The sequence below is a fragment of the Alteromonas sp. H02 genome, from assembly GCF_059682525.1.
In genome coordinates this window covers 5,508,546-5,522,971 of record NZ_CM185021.1, presented here as the reverse complement: position 1 = coordinate 5,522,971, position 14,426 = coordinate 5,508,546, and the positions used below count along the sequence as shown (strand labels likewise).

The window sequence follows — 14,426 nt, the reverse complement described above, 5'->3', positions numbered from 1 at the left end:
GGTTGGTAAAGTGCAAATTTCTGGCACTTTGCCGACCTTTTTTAACGGTAACCCGTTATCCTTTACTGGTAAGCGACCATAGATTTTCAACGGCTGGGACTTTACCTTTTAAGCCGCCTTTCAGCGCTTCACTGTGCAGTAGCGTTATTGCGCAGTACTTACCATAGTTTTGCTGGATTTCTTCACTGGGAATGGCAAAAGGCGGGCCGCCTATTAATGATTGATCGTACTCGAAAGTCACCAACAGCTGTTTTGCGCCGGGAGTAAGTGAACACAAGCGCTGACTGTATTGCTTACGCATATCCTGGGGCAGGGCCACCAACGCGGCGCGATCGTAAACCACATCAATGGTGCCCAGTTGTTCAGGAGTAAGCGCAAAAAAGTCGCCACAGTAAAGAGTGATATCCGGTGCCGTATATCGCATTAATTTGCCACATTCTTCAATCACCGGTGTAACGCCAAGGCTCTCGAAATACTGGCTTACGGCCAGTTGGCTTAGCTCAACGCCCACCACTTCGCAACCACGTTCGAGCAAAAACGTCATATCGTTGGATTTACCGCAAAGCGGGACAAACACCCGGCATCCATCGCCTATGCCGAATTTATCGGCAAAGCCTGCCAGCATTGGGTGGATATCGCTCTGATGAAAGCCTATCTCACCTTTTTCCCACTTGTCATGCCAGAACGTATGTTCCATGGCCACTCCTCATTAACCACAACCAAACTGCTAACTGCACAAGACGCTAACGGCTGTTAGCTATCCAGCGCAAAAGGGCGGCGCTGCAAATAATCGCAGGCAACGTCCATTTTATACAGAATACGGGTGGCCTCAAGATTTAGCGCATCATGCATCTGCATACGTTGCTGTTCGTAGTCTTCACTCATGCTGTTGGCTGCGGCCTGTTCCCAGGTAGCCTTATCGGGCCACTGAGCATAGGCAATCCAGCGCCCTTCTTCATCCTTATGCAAGCGTGAGCCAAGGCTGCCATGAAACAGGTAAATGCCCTGAGTTACTTTCGGCCAGGCGCGCAGAAAAACTGCTTCCTTACCGGTTTTGGGAACGAACTCAAACATAACAATAAACATGGCTTCTCCTGTTTAACCAGCGCTTAGTGCTGCGACCTGCATCACCTTTCGTTTATTGCGACGTGCAGACCACATAGCCCACACGGCAACGGCGAGCAACGGCAAATTAATTTGTAATGCTGCCACAGAAAATGCGGCAGTGCCAAAGCGCACCAGATACACCAGCCAGAACAAAGCAATCACTACTGCCAGCAGTTGCTTATACAAGGGCACAATTCGCGCTTCGTCATTAAGGCGTAACGCCACACCGGCAAGCACAGCCATTGCCACCCAGAATAGCAGGGTAGGTGAGAGTGCCACCGCAAAATAGCTCACCGCACTAGCCACCAACGCTACGGGTGTACCCCACACAAATGCTGGCCAGAGCAGATTAAGTGCGTCGCGGGTCTGGCGCTTCTTGAGCCAGATATTCATGCCGGTGGCAGACACCACAGTCAGCATCATGCCCAGTATAATGTAGAGTATCTTTACGGGCATGCCGATAAAGTCACCAAAATGGATGCGGAAAACGGAATACAGGGTTTGCATGCCGCCGTCACCATCAGAGTACCCGGCTTTACCTAAATAGTTGCCGGCCGAATCATAGCGGTAGTTTTCTGAGTAAATCAGGCGCTCAGGGGTTTTCACAAAAAACTCCAGAAACTGCTGCGGTGTATGGGGTTCGTGCACCGTAAAGAACAGCAAATTGCCTTCGGTATTTACCCGGCCCTGCAGATCGCGCATGGCGGTGCCGATGTCAGGCGGGGCAATCTCTTGCACCAGCTCAGGCTCCGGCGTAAAAGCGCGGTCGTACACTGCCTGGGTATCACCATCGTAGAACGCCTGGGCAATGAGGGTTACAAACACCCCGGCCAGGCCAAAATAGGCACCGGTGATTGCTATCATAAGATGAAACGGCGTGCCCCATACACTCAGGCGATTGTGCAGATCGATGTTTTCCTTCAGCCCGTCGCCCCCATAACGAAACTTAAAGGCGTCTTTGATAATTCGGGGATGCGCCATTAAGCCCGATACAATCAACGCGCACAATAAGGCGCCACAGGCACTCACCAGGATCATGCCAAACGAATGAGGCAGGTGCAGGTACAAATGCAAATCCACCAGCATCCGCGACCAGGTAACATTTTCCTGCTCAATAAGTGTGCCCTGATCATCCACAAAGTGAGCCCGGTGATCATCCTCCATCACCAGCCGCGGGATGCCGGTACCAGGGAACACAAAATAGTAGTGATGGGTGTCATCATTGTATTGCTCTGTAAAGCTGGTATAGGCGCGCTCCACCTGTTCGATAGTGTAGCTTGTTGTTTCCGGGATGTTAGGTTGCTCCCAGCGCTCAAACTCTTTATGCAATACGGCAATGGTGCCGGATAAACAAATCAGGAACATCACCGCGCTAACAACGAGCCCCAGCCAGGTGTGAGACTGCAGCGAGCGTTTTGCCAGACTGCCTGCAGAAACCGGTTTAGCCATGAGCACCTCCAAATAACCACAAGCCAGCCACAACCGCTGCGCCTGAAGATATAGCAATATGCAGCCACTTACGCGATGACAGCCCATACCAGTAAGCCAACAGGCCCCACAACACTGGCATCACCAGCACACCAATAGCCATTTGCTTGGGCTCCGAGACAGGCAGCTGATACACCACGGCGATCATAATGAGCGCACAGATAAACAGCTGCCCGGGTAAGACGTACAGAATATGCCCGGTTTGCAGGGCAATCTGGCGCGGGGCAAGTCGCCATTGATGCGCCGGCTTAATACGCGCTGTAGATTGACGTTGGGGGTTGGCTTCAACCGCGATAGCGGCCCACACGGTCAGCGCAGGCAAGCACAAGCCAATGGTCAGGCCATATTCCACGCCGAGGACCAAATACCAACAATACACACTGCCAGCCGCGGCTAACCAGCCCAACCAGGCATACACCGCTGAACTGTTACGCCAGCTAAGGTAGATACCACCGGCCGCCACGGTTGACCCAACCAAAGCCAGAAAACTTTCTAAAATCATAAACCTTACTTATTATTTTCAGCTGATGCAGCGTTTAGCACGTTAGTGCCTGATTAACCGCTATTACACCGTTTGATTTTGTCAGGCAGAGGCCTGACCCTAAAACGCAAATAAGAATAATTTACATTTACAAAAAGATCAATCTGCACAAAGCGATCTGTTTCAGGCTTACTGTCATATCAATTTGTAACGGAACTCCACCATATTAAGGAAACACCATGACATCCCCTTACGCTTCTAAAACCAGTGTTAGTCAGCTGTTACTGGCTTATGTCACGATGCTGCTGGTGTTTGGCGTGCTCGATGGCATGTGGCTGGGCGTGGTGGCAAATCAATGGTATTTCGGCAGTCTGTCTGGCTTGTTGCGCGACTCTTTTATCACCTGGCCCTGGCTGGTGTTTTATATTGGCTACTGCGCGGCGGGTTTATATCTGGCGGTGCTCCCGGCCAGACAAAACCTGGCCAAAGCGTTTCTCAACGGCGCTGTGGTGGGTGCCACGGCTTATGGTGCCTATAACCTCACCAATTATTCCATCGTCGCCGACTGGCCGTTACTGATTACCCTGATAGACTGGACCTGGGGCACTGTGGCTACCGCCTTAATCAGCACCAGCGGCGCACTGGCTATAAAACTTAAGGATTAGCGCCAGGCAGGGTCTGTCACGCTATAACTGCCTGAAATCGTGATACACTATGCAGGTATTTCATTAAACAGGACACCCAATTCATGACTTGGATGCGTCAGGCTTTGCTTAACGTGTTTCGTCTACCGGTTAAGTGGCTGGTGAAAACCAACAGTATTCCTTCTGATGTTGAGAGTGAACTCGGCATCGATAAATCACGCCCCATAATTTATTTACTGCCATCCGATTCGGTCACCGATCAGCTGGCATTGCAAATGTCCGCGCAAAAGATGGGTCTGCCTGACCCCATTGAGCCGGTGACGCTGGCAAATAAAAACTATCCGGGCAGCCTGTTTCTGCGTCGTACTGAAGCACTGCTGCGCAAACGCAATCAAAACACTGATATTGAGCCGGTTTTTACCGATCTGTTTCATTTGCACCGCGATCACACCGACCTCGATGTTCAGGTGGTGCCGGTATTTATCACCTGGGGCAGGGCGCCAGGCAAAGGCAAGCCGGGCCTGGCGGATTTACTCACCCTGTCAGCCGCGCCAAGTTGGTTACGCAAATTCTTTATCGTGTTGTTTTTGGGTCGCGACACCTTTATCAGTTACAGCCAGGCGGTGTCATCACGGGCAATGGCCGATCAGCACAGTACCGATGAAAAGCTGGCCCATAAGCTTTCCCGTGTAGCAAGCACTCACTTTCATCGTAAGCGCCAGGCCATGACCGGCCCAACCCTGCTGGAACGTCAGGAACTGAACAATGCGGTGCTCGGCGCTGAAATGGTTCGCAATGCCATTGGCGAAGAGATGCGCGCTAAAAAGCTCAGTGCCGATGAAGCACGCCAGGTTGCCGCAGGCTACCTGACTGAAATTGCCGCCGATTACCGGGAAGGGCTGATCCGCTTTGGTGATCGCCTGTTAACCCGTATCTGGAACAAAATTTATAACGGTATCAGCGTTGGTCACGCTAACCGTATTCGTGAACTGGCCAATAATGGCCACGAAATCATCTACGTACCCTGCCACCGTAGTCATATGGACTACCTGTTGCTGACGTATGTGATCTACCACGAAGGCCTCGTCACACCGCATATCGCAGCAGGTATTAATCTTAATTTCTGGCCGGTAGGCGGTATTTTCCGGCGCGGCGGCGCGTTCTTCCTGCGCCGCAGTTTTGCCGGTAACAAGCTCTACACCGCCGTATTCCGCGAGTATCTTGAGTTACTGTTTAAAAAAGGCTACGCCGTTAAGTATTACCCGGAAGGCGGCCGCAGCCGTACCGGACGCCTGATCCCGCCGAAAACCGGCATGCTGGCCATGACCATTCAGGCCGCGGTTAAAGGCGTCAACCGCCCAATCAGTCTGGTGCCAGTGTACATTGGCTACGAAAACGTTATGGAAGTGAAGAGCTACCTGAGCGAGCTCAAGGGCGGCGCGAAAAAGAAAGAGTCCAACTGGCAGGTGTTTTCAGCCATTAAAAAGCTCAAAAATTACGGCCACGGCTTTGTGAATTTTGGCGAGCCACTGCCGCTCAATCAATTTCTCGACAATAAAGCTCCTGACTGGCGTGAGAGTCAGACGTTAAACCCTGAGAAAAAACCCGCCTGGTTAACACCCACGGTTAACGGCCTGGCCAATGAGTTAATGACTCGGGTAAATAGCGCAGCTGCGATTAATGGTATGGCGCTCACCGCGCTATGCCTGCTGGCGTCAAAAACCCAGACCATGAGTAAAACGGAGCTGGCCCAGGCGATGCGGGATTATCTCGCCCTGTTTGAGCTGGCCCCGTACAGCGCTAATGCCACTCTGCCCAAAGATGATGCCGACGCGCTGCTCGACCACACCTTATCGTTAAAACGGTTACAGGTAAGCGAAGACAACTACGGCACGCTGATTAGTCCGATGCCGGATAATGCGGTGTTTTTAACCTACTACCGGAATAATATTATTCACCTGTTCGCACTGCCGGGCATTGTCATGACGGCCATTTTTGCCCATGGCAAACTGGAGAAAACCAACATTCTGCAGTTAATTGCGGCGCTTTATCCGCTGCTGCAGCGCGAGCTATTCCTGCACCTTTCGCAGGATGAAGCGCTGGCTTACACCGCGCAGCTGATTGATGCATTCAAACAAACCGGCATGTTGCAGCAAAAGGGACGTTATCTGGCGTTGCCGGAAGCCGACAGCGAACAATTCCATTCAAGCTGGCTGCTGAGTCGCTGTATGCAGGAAACCCTGCAGCGCTACGCGGTAGTGCTGACCATTCTTAAACGCGACAAATCGATTAGCCGCAATGCCCTGGAGCGGGAAAGCAAAACCGTGGCCGAGCGTTTATCCAAACTGTATGGCATGCACTCGCCGGAGTTTTACGATAAAAATGTGCTGTCGAGTTTTATCAGCGCGTTACGGGATAATCACTGGCTGGATGCAGACGAAGACGGCAGCCTGAAGTATTCCGAGGAAGCCTCGGCCCTGCGTAAAGATATCATGGCGTTAGTCTGGCCGGAGATAGTGCAGCATTTACAACAGGATATTCTGCAGGCCGACAGGGAAGCAGGCGCCGATGAAGAAGTTTGATCTTGAATTACTCAGTGAACTAAGAACCCGGGCAGAAGCCAGCCCGCGCCGTCGCGCTCACCATAATGTGCATGACGACTACCAGCAGCCGGTACAGCGCCTGTTTGTGTGTATGCTGCCAGACTCTTATGTCAGGCCTCATCGCCATAGCCAACCACATAAATGGGAGTTTTTTATGGTGGTGGACGGCTGCCTTGAACTGCTGTTTTTTGACGATCACGGCGTGCTCACCGAGCGCGTTGCTCTGGGACCGGGCAGTGATTGTCTGGGGGTGGAAATACCGCCTAACACATGGCATGCAACCGTGTGTAACCAGCCGGTTACTTTTGTCGAAGTAAAACAAGGCCCCTACGAAGTGACTGACGATAAGGACTTTGCAGGCTGGGCGCCGGCTGAGGGCGACGACAATGTTCCGGCTTTTCTGGCCGGTATGAAAACACTGCGGCCAGGGAACGCCTTAAGACCGCTCATTTTTTAAAGTATAAAAAGGCCACCCTGCATATGGTACAAGCGTTACGGCTGATTGATATGCAGGCCATCGACGCTGGCACCATGGCCGCACTGGTTAGCAAAATGGTAACGCCAGCCGATTAATCTTCGACAGACGAGTTCCCGCGGCCCGAAGCAATCCGCGCTTCTTTAAAGGACGAGTCGGCTTTCCAGCCCGGCCAGTCGCCGTTATTGGCAAGCTCAGCCATAATCTGCCCAATCAGGTCCAGATCCTGAACCACCCCGCCTAATGACCAGCTATCAAAGTAATCATCACCGGATTTATGATAACGACTGGCGATAAATTGCGGATCGGTATCTCCCAGACTCATAAACAAGTAAGACGGGATCCCCTGGCGGGCTGCTGCGAAATGATCGGAGCGGAAAAACAGGCCATTTTGCGGCCGTGGATCCGGCTTAACAAAGCGCCCCTGGCTTTTGGCCACCCGGGCAACATAGTCTTCCAGTTCAGAGATATTCTCACCATATTGCAGCGTATAGGGTGTGGCATCATTGACGTTCATGCCGTCAATATTTAAAAATGCGACGATATCCTTAACCGGCACAGGCGGGTGTTTAGCAAAATGCTCTGCACCAATTAAGCCGGTTTCCTCAGCGGTAAAAGCACCAAACATCAGCGTACGTTTAAAGGGTGCGGCTTCGGCTCTTTGCTTAAAGACCCTGGCAAGCTCCAACACACCCGCTACACCAGAAGCATTGTCCACCGCACCGTTCAGGATCACTTGCTGGCCATTCTCTGTGCCCTTACCCAGGCCATCCCAGTGGGCATGTAAGGCAACCCACTCATGCTGGGCTTCGCTACCGGGCAAAATCGCGGCAACGTTTTGTGATGCCTTGTGTTCAATGGTGTTGCGCAGTGTCAGTTTGGCGCGCTGTTGCAGCTCGATGGCTTTGAAGCCTGGCTTACCCGCCTGCGTTTTTAATTGCCGGTAATCCAAACCCGATGCGGCAAACATTTTTTCGGCCGCGCGCAGTGTTATCCAGCCCATCACACCGACTTTCGATAGGTTATGATTCTTGTCTACCAGGGTGTATTTTGCCGTGGTGCCACCGGCTTTCACCACGCCCCAGCCATAGCCGGCCGCCATGGTTTCATGAACAATAAACACCGCCTTAGCCCCCTGACGGGCGGCCTCTTCATATTTGTAAGTCCAGCGACCGTAGTAGGTCATGGCCTGGCCATCGAAGAACGTCTTGTCGCCAGAGGTAAAGCCCGGATCATTAACCAGTACGACCACGGTTTTGCCCTTAACATCAACCCCGGCATAATCATTCCACTGATACTCCGGCGCATTAATACCATAGCCGACAAACACAACCTCACTATCCAGCGTGATTTCATCGATAATACGCTCAGTACGGGCCACAAAGTCTTCGCCATTGGTAAAGCTGGTATCTCCAACAGATAACGACATGTCCTGACTGGCGGCAATTTTAGCCAGAGGCACTGGCTGGATATAGCTATCATCAAATGCCGGCTGCAGGCCCATCTCGCGAAACTGTTTTACCAGATACGCCACGGTTTTAGTTTCGCCATCGGAAAGCGGTGCACGCCCCTCGAATTCATCACTGGCAAGGGTTTTCACAGCCTGCCGGTAACTATCCAGATTAATGCTGTTGCCGATATCCGCAGGTGTAGCCGCGACGCTGGCAAACGTACAAAGCAGTGCGCTGCTCAGAATAAGTGTTTTTATCATGCTGTTTATAAGAAAAAGTGAATTAACCAGAGACTACCCAATAACGCCGCGCCGCTCAAACCCTTAAATTTCCCACGGTTATTGTGGCTTGCATGAAAAGCGTATTTTTGCGCTCAGTACACTGGAGAAATTAGCGGGTTTTAGACTATATTTAATGGGCGGCAAGGTTAGCCGCTTACGGCTCAGGAATGGAGCAACACTTTAGTTAAGCAGTGCAAGGAGGCACTATGATGAACCTGACTATCAGCACCAAAGGGATCAGTACTTTCTTTTTCGCCGCTGGCTTTTTACTGTTTATTCAGGCTTTTTACGTCTCATCCATGATCGAAGGTACGTCTGATTACCTGTTCAATCTGCACGATATTCAAAACGAGCAATATACCCGCCTCGGCTTAAAGCAAAGTAAAGTAGTGCTGCACAGTGAAGTGATAAGAGAAATTACCGATCGCTTCAACAGCCATACCTTTCATGCGGTATTAGCCATGAGTGTGGCAGGGGTTATTTTCCTTCTGCTTGGCTTTCTGCTCAGCCGATATCAGATAACTGTCAGTGAAATGCCGGCGGGAGAGCGACAACCCTAAGCACCCAGGCGTTTTTCCGATAGCTGATAAGTATCGCGATAAATGCCCCGGGCCGCTTCTTTGGCAAACTCAGCCACTGCCGGAATTTGCGATTTAGGGAAGGTCACTGCTGGCGCGGTAACCCCTACAGAAGCCACTACTACGCCGCGGTTGTCTCTTACCGGTACGGCAAGACAACGCACATCTTTATTGTATTCGCGCTCATCTACCGCATAGCCCAAGGCTTCTACGCGTTTGAGCTCCTCGCGGAGTTTATCGATGTCGGTAATGGTATATTCGGTGTGTTTCTCCATGGGGTGTTCCTGCAGGATTAACTCCAGATTGTCGTAATACAGAAACGCCAGAAACACTTTGCCGCCGGCCGAGCAATGCAGTTGGGCCTGCACGCCAGGGCGTTTAGAAACCATCAGGGGGTTGGGACTGTCCACCACTTCCACAATCAGAATACTGCCGTTATTGGGCACCGCCAGATGGGCCGTATGGCCGCTTTTCAGGGCAAGGCGCTGAATGTGCGGGATCGCCAACTGGTGCATTCGATCGGAGTTGATAATGTGTAACACGAGCTTCATCAGGTCGGTACCGCAAAAGTAGCGTTTGCCCCGTTTCTCCAGCATCTGCTCATTGCAAAGCGTACGCAGTAACCTGAACAGCGTGGTACGAGGTAACTCCAGCGCCACCTCCATCTCGTGCATGGTCATCCCCTCCGGCGCATTGGCCAGAATTCTGAAAATCTGACAGGCATGGTTAACACTGGGGATCAGATAACGTTCCATAATCACTTCCGGGTTACATCATTAATCATAGTATAGGACTCAGGCGAAATAGCTACTAACGGAGTTGATCCGGCGGGTAGCTGTCCATGTCGCCGTAGTCGAGGTTTTCACCCGCCATGCCCCAGATAAAGGCATAATTTGACGTGCCCACACCGCAGTGAATAGACCAGGGTGGTGACAACACGGCCTGTTCATTCTGCACAAAGATATGCCGTGTTTCATGGGGTTCTCCCATGATGTGGCAAACCGCCTGACCTTCGTCGAGATCAAGATAGAAGTACACTTCATTACGGCGGTCATGCTGATGGGCAGGCATGGTATTCCACACGCTGCCTGGCAGCAGGCGGGTAAGCCCCATTTGTAACTGACAGGTTTCCACCACGGTGTTAATCATTAGCTGATTAATGTTCCGTTCATTGGACGTTTCCTGGCCTCCAAGGTGCAACACCCTGGCATCACGTTTACCAATTTTTTTATTGCTGTAAGCATGATGGGCCGGCGCTGAGTTTAAATAAAACTTGGCAGGCTTCTCCGGATCGTTGGAATAAAAAGTTACCGTTTTATTCCCTTTAGCGATATACAGCGCTTCTTCGCGGGCCAGGTTGAACTCTTCGCCATCGGCTACCACGGTGCCGTCGCCGCCAATGTTAATAATGCCCAGCTCACGGCGGTCAAGAAAATGCTCAGCCTTCAGGGCATCCAGTGTTTCCAGCACCAGCGGTGAGTCTGTGGGTACTGCGCTGCCCAGCATGAATCGCTCGTAATGGCTGTATACCCAATAAACCTTGCCGGGTGTCATCAGTTTGTCGACCAGAAAGGTGTCGCGTAGCTCGGTCGTGTCGTAACCTTTTACTTCGCACTGCCCTACTGCATACCTGACTTCATATTCAGTTTTGTTAGACATAATAAGTCCTTAAATCAATTCGTTGCTATCGGGCCAGGAACCCGCCATCGACGGCGAGTACATGCCCATTAATGTAGTTACTGGCGGCACTGGCCAAAAATACGGCCGCACCCTGTAAATCTGCGGTTTCGCCCCAGCGCGCGGCCGGGATACGTTTGAGAATTTCATTACTGCGCTCAGGATCATCCTGCAGCGCTTGGGTGTTGTCGGTACGGATATAACCCGGCGCGATGGCATTGACCTGCACATTATGCTGCCCCCACTCGTTGGCAAGTGCCTTGGTTAAGCCTGCCACCGCATGCTTACTGGCGGTGTACGCTGGCACCGTAATGCCTCCGCTGTAGCTGAGCATGGACGCTATATTAATAATTTTGCCCTGCTGGCGAGCGACCATATCCTTACCAATTTGCTGACACAAAATAAAAGTGGCATCGAGGTTTACCTGTAACACGTGCTGCCATTGCTCCAATGGGAATTCCACCGCCGGACTGCGAAAAATCGTGCCGCCATTGTTCACCAGCACATCGACCTCGCCGTAAACGCCTTTGGCTTTATCAGCGAGAGCTTGCACGGCCGTGGCGTCTGATAAATCGGCAAACAGTTCTGTGGCCTCACCACCTGCATCGGTAATTTTGCTGACGGTGTCGGCACAACCGCCTTCACGACTGCTGGCACAAATGACTTTTGCACCGGCACCCGCCAACCCTGTAGCCAGCGCCTGACCAATGCCACGGCTGGCACCGGTGACTAAAGCAACCTTGTTGGTTAATCCAAAATCGGGGGAGGTCATATACCCGTTCTCCTGTCAGCTAACTTTCGCAAATGAGCCTATAGTGTGATTGTCAGGCCTGAATTGAAGCAAGTAATGCATGGCGAAAGCGCCAAATACCGCAGGTTTGTTTCACATGTGAAACTCATTGAAAGGAAGCGATTGCACCCGCCGGTGAAAGTGAAGAATTTAGCGTAGTGATAGCGAAGGAATTGCCCAATGGTGCTAACAAGCGGCCATCACAGCCGACGGGCATATTTACAAATCCCGGCAGCCTTCCAGTGCGCTGTTAGCCTGGCTTTGGTTAGATCAATCGCCGAGTAGTTTCTGACGAATGTCCATCCACGCTTTACCAATATGATTCAGGCCGCGCTGATCGCGACCAATGCCCCAGAAATAATCATATTGTGAGGTTTCAATAATCAATCTGTCTTCGGTTGCAAACAGTGCTTCGCGGACTTCGTCATACATTTGTACTTTGGTGTACAAAGCGCGTTTCATCAGGATCGGCGCAGTGACTTTAAAGTCCGCGATTTTGCCACGAAACCAGGCCTGACCATAGGCATTGGCTTTCTCACCGCTCGGCAGTGCAACCACTTTACTGGCATGCCGGGCGCTGCGTAAGGTTTTGGCCTGAACATAATGTTCGCAGGTCAGCCAGTTCTGCTCATCCAGAAAAATGGGATGTGCCGAACACGTAGAAAGTGGGTTTGCACTATCGAACCGGGAAAACTGATACGCTTTCTCAATAACCAGGTTAGCAGTGAACACAATAATTCCTCAGGCAAAATGTAATCGTCAGGCAGTATATAGCGTTCTGAAGCCGTTGTAATTTTGTAATGAGTATGACCTAGCTTGCCGACTGCGGTTGCGGCGTGCCCTCTGCATCATACTCAACGGGGGCAAAGTGATACCAGCCTGCGTAGCTGTATAGCAGGGTAATGCCGAGTACAAGCCAGTGGTACCACAAAAACGGCAGGTAATTCAGCGTGCTTACCCCTAGCGTAGTCGCCATAAAGATACCGCCGTCGGTCCAGGGGATCATAGGAGTAGTTACCGTACCGCCGGATTCAACGTTGCGCGAAAGTACCCGTTTATCAATGCCCATCTGTTCATAGTTACGGGATGTTATGGTGCTGGCGGTCATTATCGATACATAGGCCGCTCCGCCGAGCGCATTACCTAAAATACCGCTTAGCATAGTGGAAAGCCCCAGACGGCCGGTGGTGGTGGCCCAATTTTGCAGGGCATTACATACCGCCGTAAGTACACCAATAGATTCCATCAGTCCACCCAGCCCCAGCGCCAGAATAACCAGCAGGATCACCGACAACATCGATGTAATACCGCCCCGATTGAGCAGGATCTGCAGGAACTCTACATCGGTATCAATAAAGTTGCCGTTATACAGACTGTCGAAAGCGCTCACCAAAGAAACCTGTTCAAACAGCATTGCCCAAATCACACCAAGCAATGCCCCCAGGCAGATAACCGGAAATGAGGGCAGGCGCATCATCAATAAACCAATGACAATCAGCGCCGGTAACAACATATACCAGCCAATAGTGTAATGAACGGCAATAGCATCCATTACCTGTTGAGCGGTACCAGTACCACCATCATGATCAAATCCCAGGCCGACCAGCAAAAATGCAATACAGGCAATGATGCAGGCAGGCACACTGACGTACAGCATGGATTTAATGTGCGCAATAAGGTTTACCTGACACATGGAGGCGGTCATCACCGTGGTATCAGAAAGCGGTGAAAGCTTATCGCCAACGTAAGCCCCCGAAATAGCAGCACCGGCCACCAGCGCTGGCGGTAAATCAAAGCCGGCACCAATGCCCATCATGGCTATGCCAGCAGTGCCAGCCGTACCGAACGAGGTACCGGTTGCCAGTGAGGTAATGGCACAAATAATAAACGCAGCCGGCAGAAACAGCGCCGGATCCATTACTGAAAGACCCAGATAAATAATATTGGGAACAATTCCGCCAGCCATCCAGCTACCGATAAGTGCACCCACAGCGATCAAAATCATAATCGCATCCATGCCCTGAGTAACGCCTGCAATCACCCCTTTTTGCAAATGATGATAGTGATAGCCTAGATACTTACCAAAGCCCATTACGACAAACCAACAGCCAATAAAGGCCAGTTGAATGGGTAGGCCAAGTTGATGTACCGCCACAAAGATAATGGCCAGCAGCAGAAGGGTGAGAATGAGAATTTCGGTCAGAGAAGGCAATCGCGTTTTGTGCATGAAGATCCCGTGGCTGTGCTGCCGTAACGCCGCCATAGCGGTAGTTACTACGCCTGAATATTATTCTGTATACTTTTTATCCCACATAAGATTATGCATGTAAAGGAGATCGTCGAGAGACTATAAAAAATGGCGGGGGAAACTTCCCGCCATAGCTTAAAGGGCAAGCAAGGATTGGGATAACACAATTAAATCGGATAACAACTATCAGTCAGACTGATTAAGAAACGCCAGCACCTGTTGATGGTTGTGCTGTTGGGCGGCCGATAATGCGGCCTTTCTTTCGTGCGCCTGCAGCGCGATATCATTACCGGTGTAGCGAAAGTATCGGAGCATGGCAACGTCCCCCCGCCTGGCGGCATCCTGATACAGTTGCGAGCGGGTTTTACTGGTCATAAACACCGATAAGCACAGTGGAATGCAACACAGCGTGGCAGTGAGTAGTAACAGTAACATCGCCGCCTCCTGTTAAGCCTCAGGCGCCTGTTTTGTCACAACCTCTTTGCATAGCTGATCGCCGTAATAGTTATCGCGAAAATTACAGTCGCGTTGGGATTGCTCAGCATGGGTGGTGGGCTTGCGGTTTAGAAGGTGATTAATAATTTGCTGCATCAGACTTTCCTC

General features: G+C 51.4%; 16 protein-coding genes. 4 read left to right on the top strand and 12 right to left on the bottom strand.

Annotation, left to right across the window (positions count from 1 at the left end; all coding sequences use genetic code 11):
* Window positions 1-55: 55 nt before the first annotated feature.
* The 4 genes from tmpT to AC566Q_RS25430 are packed head-to-tail and all read right to left on the bottom strand — an operon-like array spanning window position 56 to window position 3,097.
* A complete protein-coding gene (gene tmpT / locus AC566Q_RS25445) occupies window positions 56-697 on the bottom strand; it encodes a thiopurine S-methyltransferase (RefSeq protein ID WP_105935011.1) in 642 nt (213 codons plus the stop codon).
* Window positions 698-753: 56 nt separating this feature from the next.
* A complete protein-coding gene (locus tag AC566Q_RS25440; RefSeq protein ID WP_105935010.1) occupies window positions 754-1,086 on the bottom strand; it encodes an antibiotic biosynthesis monooxygenase family protein in 333 nt (110 codons plus the stop codon).
* A 12-nt stretch (window positions 1,087-1,098) separates the two neighbouring features.
* A complete protein-coding gene (locus AC566Q_RS25435) occupies window positions 1,099-2,556 on the bottom strand; it encodes a PepSY-associated TM helix domain-containing protein (RefSeq protein ID WP_499612384.1) in 1,458 nt (485 codons plus the stop codon).
* Window positions 2,549-3,097 (bottom strand): hypothetical protein, encoded by a 549-nt coding sequence (locus AC566Q_RS25430; protein ID WP_105935008.1) that lies wholly within the window; start codon window positions 3,095-3,097, stop codon window positions 2,549-2,551. Before AC566Q_RS25430 ends, AC566Q_RS25435 begins: the two co-directional genes overlap by 8 nt.
* 218 nt (window positions 3,098-3,315) lie before the next feature.
* Between AC566Q_RS25430 and AC566Q_RS25425 the strand changes: the two genes are divergently transcribed.
* From AC566Q_RS25425 to AC566Q_RS25415, 3 genes are all read left to right on the top strand, one after another.
* Window positions 3,316-3,741 (top strand): DUF2177 family protein, encoded by a 426-nt coding sequence (locus AC566Q_RS25425; protein ID WP_499612382.1) that lies wholly within the window; start codon window positions 3,316-3,318, stop codon window positions 3,739-3,741.
* An 83-nt stretch (window positions 3,742-3,824) separates the two neighbouring features.
* Window positions 3,825-6,302: a glycerol-3-phosphate 1-O-acyltransferase PlsB gene (gene plsB, locus AC566Q_RS25420; RefSeq protein ID WP_499612380.1), complete on the top strand. Its 2,478-nt coding sequence runs from the start codon at window positions 3,825-3,827 to the stop codon at window positions 6,300-6,302.
* Window positions 6,289-6,780, top strand: coding sequence for a WbuC family cupin fold metalloprotein (locus AC566Q_RS25415; protein WP_499612379.1), 492 nt, complete (start codon window positions 6,289-6,291; stop codon window positions 6,778-6,780). Before plsB ends, AC566Q_RS25415 begins: the two co-directional genes overlap by 14 nt.
* Before the next feature lie 112 nt (window positions 6,781-6,892).
* Here AC566Q_RS25415 and AC566Q_RS25410 read toward each other — a convergent pair whose 3' ends face one another.
* On the bottom strand, window positions 6,893-8,509 hold the full coding sequence (locus AC566Q_RS25410) for a M28 family metallopeptidase (RefSeq protein ID WP_499612378.1): 1,617 nt from the start codon (window positions 8,507-8,509) through the stop codon (window positions 6,893-6,895).
* 227 nt (window positions 8,510-8,736) lie between these two features.
* Between AC566Q_RS25410 and AC566Q_RS25405 the strand changes: the two genes are divergently transcribed.
* Window positions 8,737-9,090, top strand: a complete 354-nt coding sequence (locus AC566Q_RS25405) for a hypothetical protein (RefSeq protein WP_499612376.1) — start codon at window positions 8,737-8,739, stop codon at window positions 9,088-9,090.
* Here the strand turns inward: AC566Q_RS25405 and AC566Q_RS25400 are convergent.
* The 7 genes from AC566Q_RS25400 to AC566Q_RS25370 all read right to left on the bottom strand — a co-directional run bounded on the left by AC566Q_RS25400 (window position 9,087) and on the right by AC566Q_RS25370 (window position 14,414).
* Window positions 9,087-9,863, bottom strand: a complete 777-nt coding sequence (locus AC566Q_RS25400; RefSeq protein WP_499612374.1) for an IclR family transcriptional regulator — start codon at window positions 9,861-9,863, stop codon at window positions 9,087-9,089. The two genes, AC566Q_RS25405 and AC566Q_RS25400, sit on opposite strands and share 4 nt — an antisense overlap.
* Window positions 9,864-9,918: 55 nt before the next feature.
* Window positions 9,919-10,767 carry a 5-dehydro-4-deoxy-D-glucuronate isomerase gene (gene kduI, locus AC566Q_RS25395; protein ID WP_499612372.1) on the bottom strand — a complete coding sequence of 283 codons (849 nt, stop codon included), beginning with the start codon at window positions 10,765-10,767 and terminating at the stop codon, window positions 9,919-9,921.
* Window positions 10,768-10,792: 25 nt separating this feature from the next.
* On the bottom strand, window positions 10,793-11,557 hold the full coding sequence (locus AC566Q_RS25390; RefSeq protein WP_499612370.1) for an SDR family oxidoreductase: 765 nt from the start codon (window positions 11,555-11,557) through the stop codon (window positions 10,793-10,795).
* A 288-nt stretch (window positions 11,558-11,845) separates the two neighbouring features.
* Window positions 11,846-12,307, bottom strand: a complete 462-nt coding sequence (locus AC566Q_RS25385) for an NADAR family protein (protein ID WP_105935002.1) — start codon at window positions 12,305-12,307, stop codon at window positions 11,846-11,848.
* Window positions 12,308-12,386: 79 nt separating this feature from the next.
* Window positions 12,387-13,802 carry a Na+/H+ antiporter NhaC gene (gene nhaC, locus AC566Q_RS25380; RefSeq protein ID WP_499612369.1) on the bottom strand — a complete coding sequence of 472 codons (1,416 nt, stop codon included), beginning with the start codon at window positions 13,800-13,802 and terminating at the stop codon, window positions 12,387-12,389.
* A 207-nt stretch (window positions 13,803-14,009) separates the two neighbouring features.
* On the bottom strand, window positions 14,010-14,258 hold the full coding sequence (locus tag AC566Q_RS25375; protein ID WP_499612367.1) for a hypothetical protein: 249 nt from the start codon (window positions 14,256-14,258) through the stop codon (window positions 14,010-14,012).
* Window positions 14,259-14,270: 12 nt separating this feature from the next.
* A complete protein-coding gene (locus AC566Q_RS25370) occupies window positions 14,271-14,414 on the bottom strand; it encodes a hypothetical protein (protein ID WP_499612365.1) in 144 nt (47 codons plus the stop codon).
* Between the last annotated feature and the right edge of the window lie 12 nt (window positions 14,415-14,426).

What these genes read in the sequence shown, in the direction of transcription:
- AC566Q_RS25405 (WP_499612376.1), top strand. Translation starts at nt 8,737, where the DNA reads ATGATGAACCTGACTATCAGCACCAAAGGGATCAGTACTTTCTTTTTC.
- AC566Q_RS25375 (WP_499612367.1), bottom strand. Translation starts at nt 14,258, where the DNA reads ATGTTACTGTTACTACTCACTGCCACGCTGTGTTGCATTCCACTGTGC.
- AC566Q_RS25435 (WP_499612384.1), bottom strand. Translation starts at nt 2,556, where the DNA reads ATGGCTAAACCGGTTTCTGCAGGCAGTCTGGCAAAACGCTCGCTGCAG.
- kduI (WP_499612372.1), bottom strand. Translation starts at nt 10,767, where the DNA reads ATGTCTAACAAAACTGAATATGAAGTCAGGTATGCAGTAGGGCAGTGC.
- AC566Q_RS25410 (WP_499612378.1), bottom strand. Translation starts at nt 8,509, where the DNA reads ATGATAAAAACACTTATTCTGAGCAGCGCACTGCTTTGTACGTTTGCC.
- AC566Q_RS25390 (WP_499612370.1), bottom strand. Translation starts at nt 11,557, where the DNA reads ATGACCTCCCCCGATTTTGGATTAACCAACAAGGTTGCTTTAGTCACC.
- tmpT (WP_105935011.1), bottom strand. Translation starts at nt 697, where the DNA reads ATGGAACATACGTTCTGGCATGACAAGTGGGAAAAAGGTGAGATAGGC.
- AC566Q_RS25425 (WP_499612382.1), top strand. Translation starts at nt 3,316, where the DNA reads ATGACATCCCCTTACGCTTCTAAAACCAGTGTTAGTCAGCTGTTACTG.
- AC566Q_RS25415 (WP_499612379.1), top strand. Translation starts at nt 6,289, where the DNA reads ATGAAGAAGTTTGATCTTGAATTACTCAGTGAACTAAGAACCCGGGCA.
- AC566Q_RS25370 (WP_499612365.1), bottom strand. Translation starts at nt 14,414, where the DNA reads ATGCAGCAAATTATTAATCACCTTCTAAACCGCAAGCCCACCACCCAT.
- plsB (WP_499612380.1), top strand. Translation starts at nt 3,825, where the DNA reads ATGACTTGGATGCGTCAGGCTTTGCTTAACGTGTTTCGTCTACCGGTT.
- nhaC (WP_499612369.1), bottom strand. Translation starts at nt 13,802, where the DNA reads ATGCACAAAACGCGATTGCCTTCTCTGACCGAAATTCTCATTCTCACC.
- AC566Q_RS25400 (WP_499612374.1), bottom strand. Translation starts at nt 9,863, where the DNA reads ATGGAACGTTATCTGATCCCCAGTGTTAACCATGCCTGTCAGATTTTC.
- AC566Q_RS25430 (WP_105935008.1), bottom strand. Translation starts at nt 3,097, where the DNA reads ATGATTTTAGAAAGTTTTCTGGCTTTGGTTGGGTCAACCGTGGCGGCC.
- AC566Q_RS25440 (WP_105935010.1), bottom strand. Translation starts at nt 1,086, where the DNA reads ATGTTTATTGTTATGTTTGAGTTCGTTCCCAAAACCGGTAAGGAAGCA.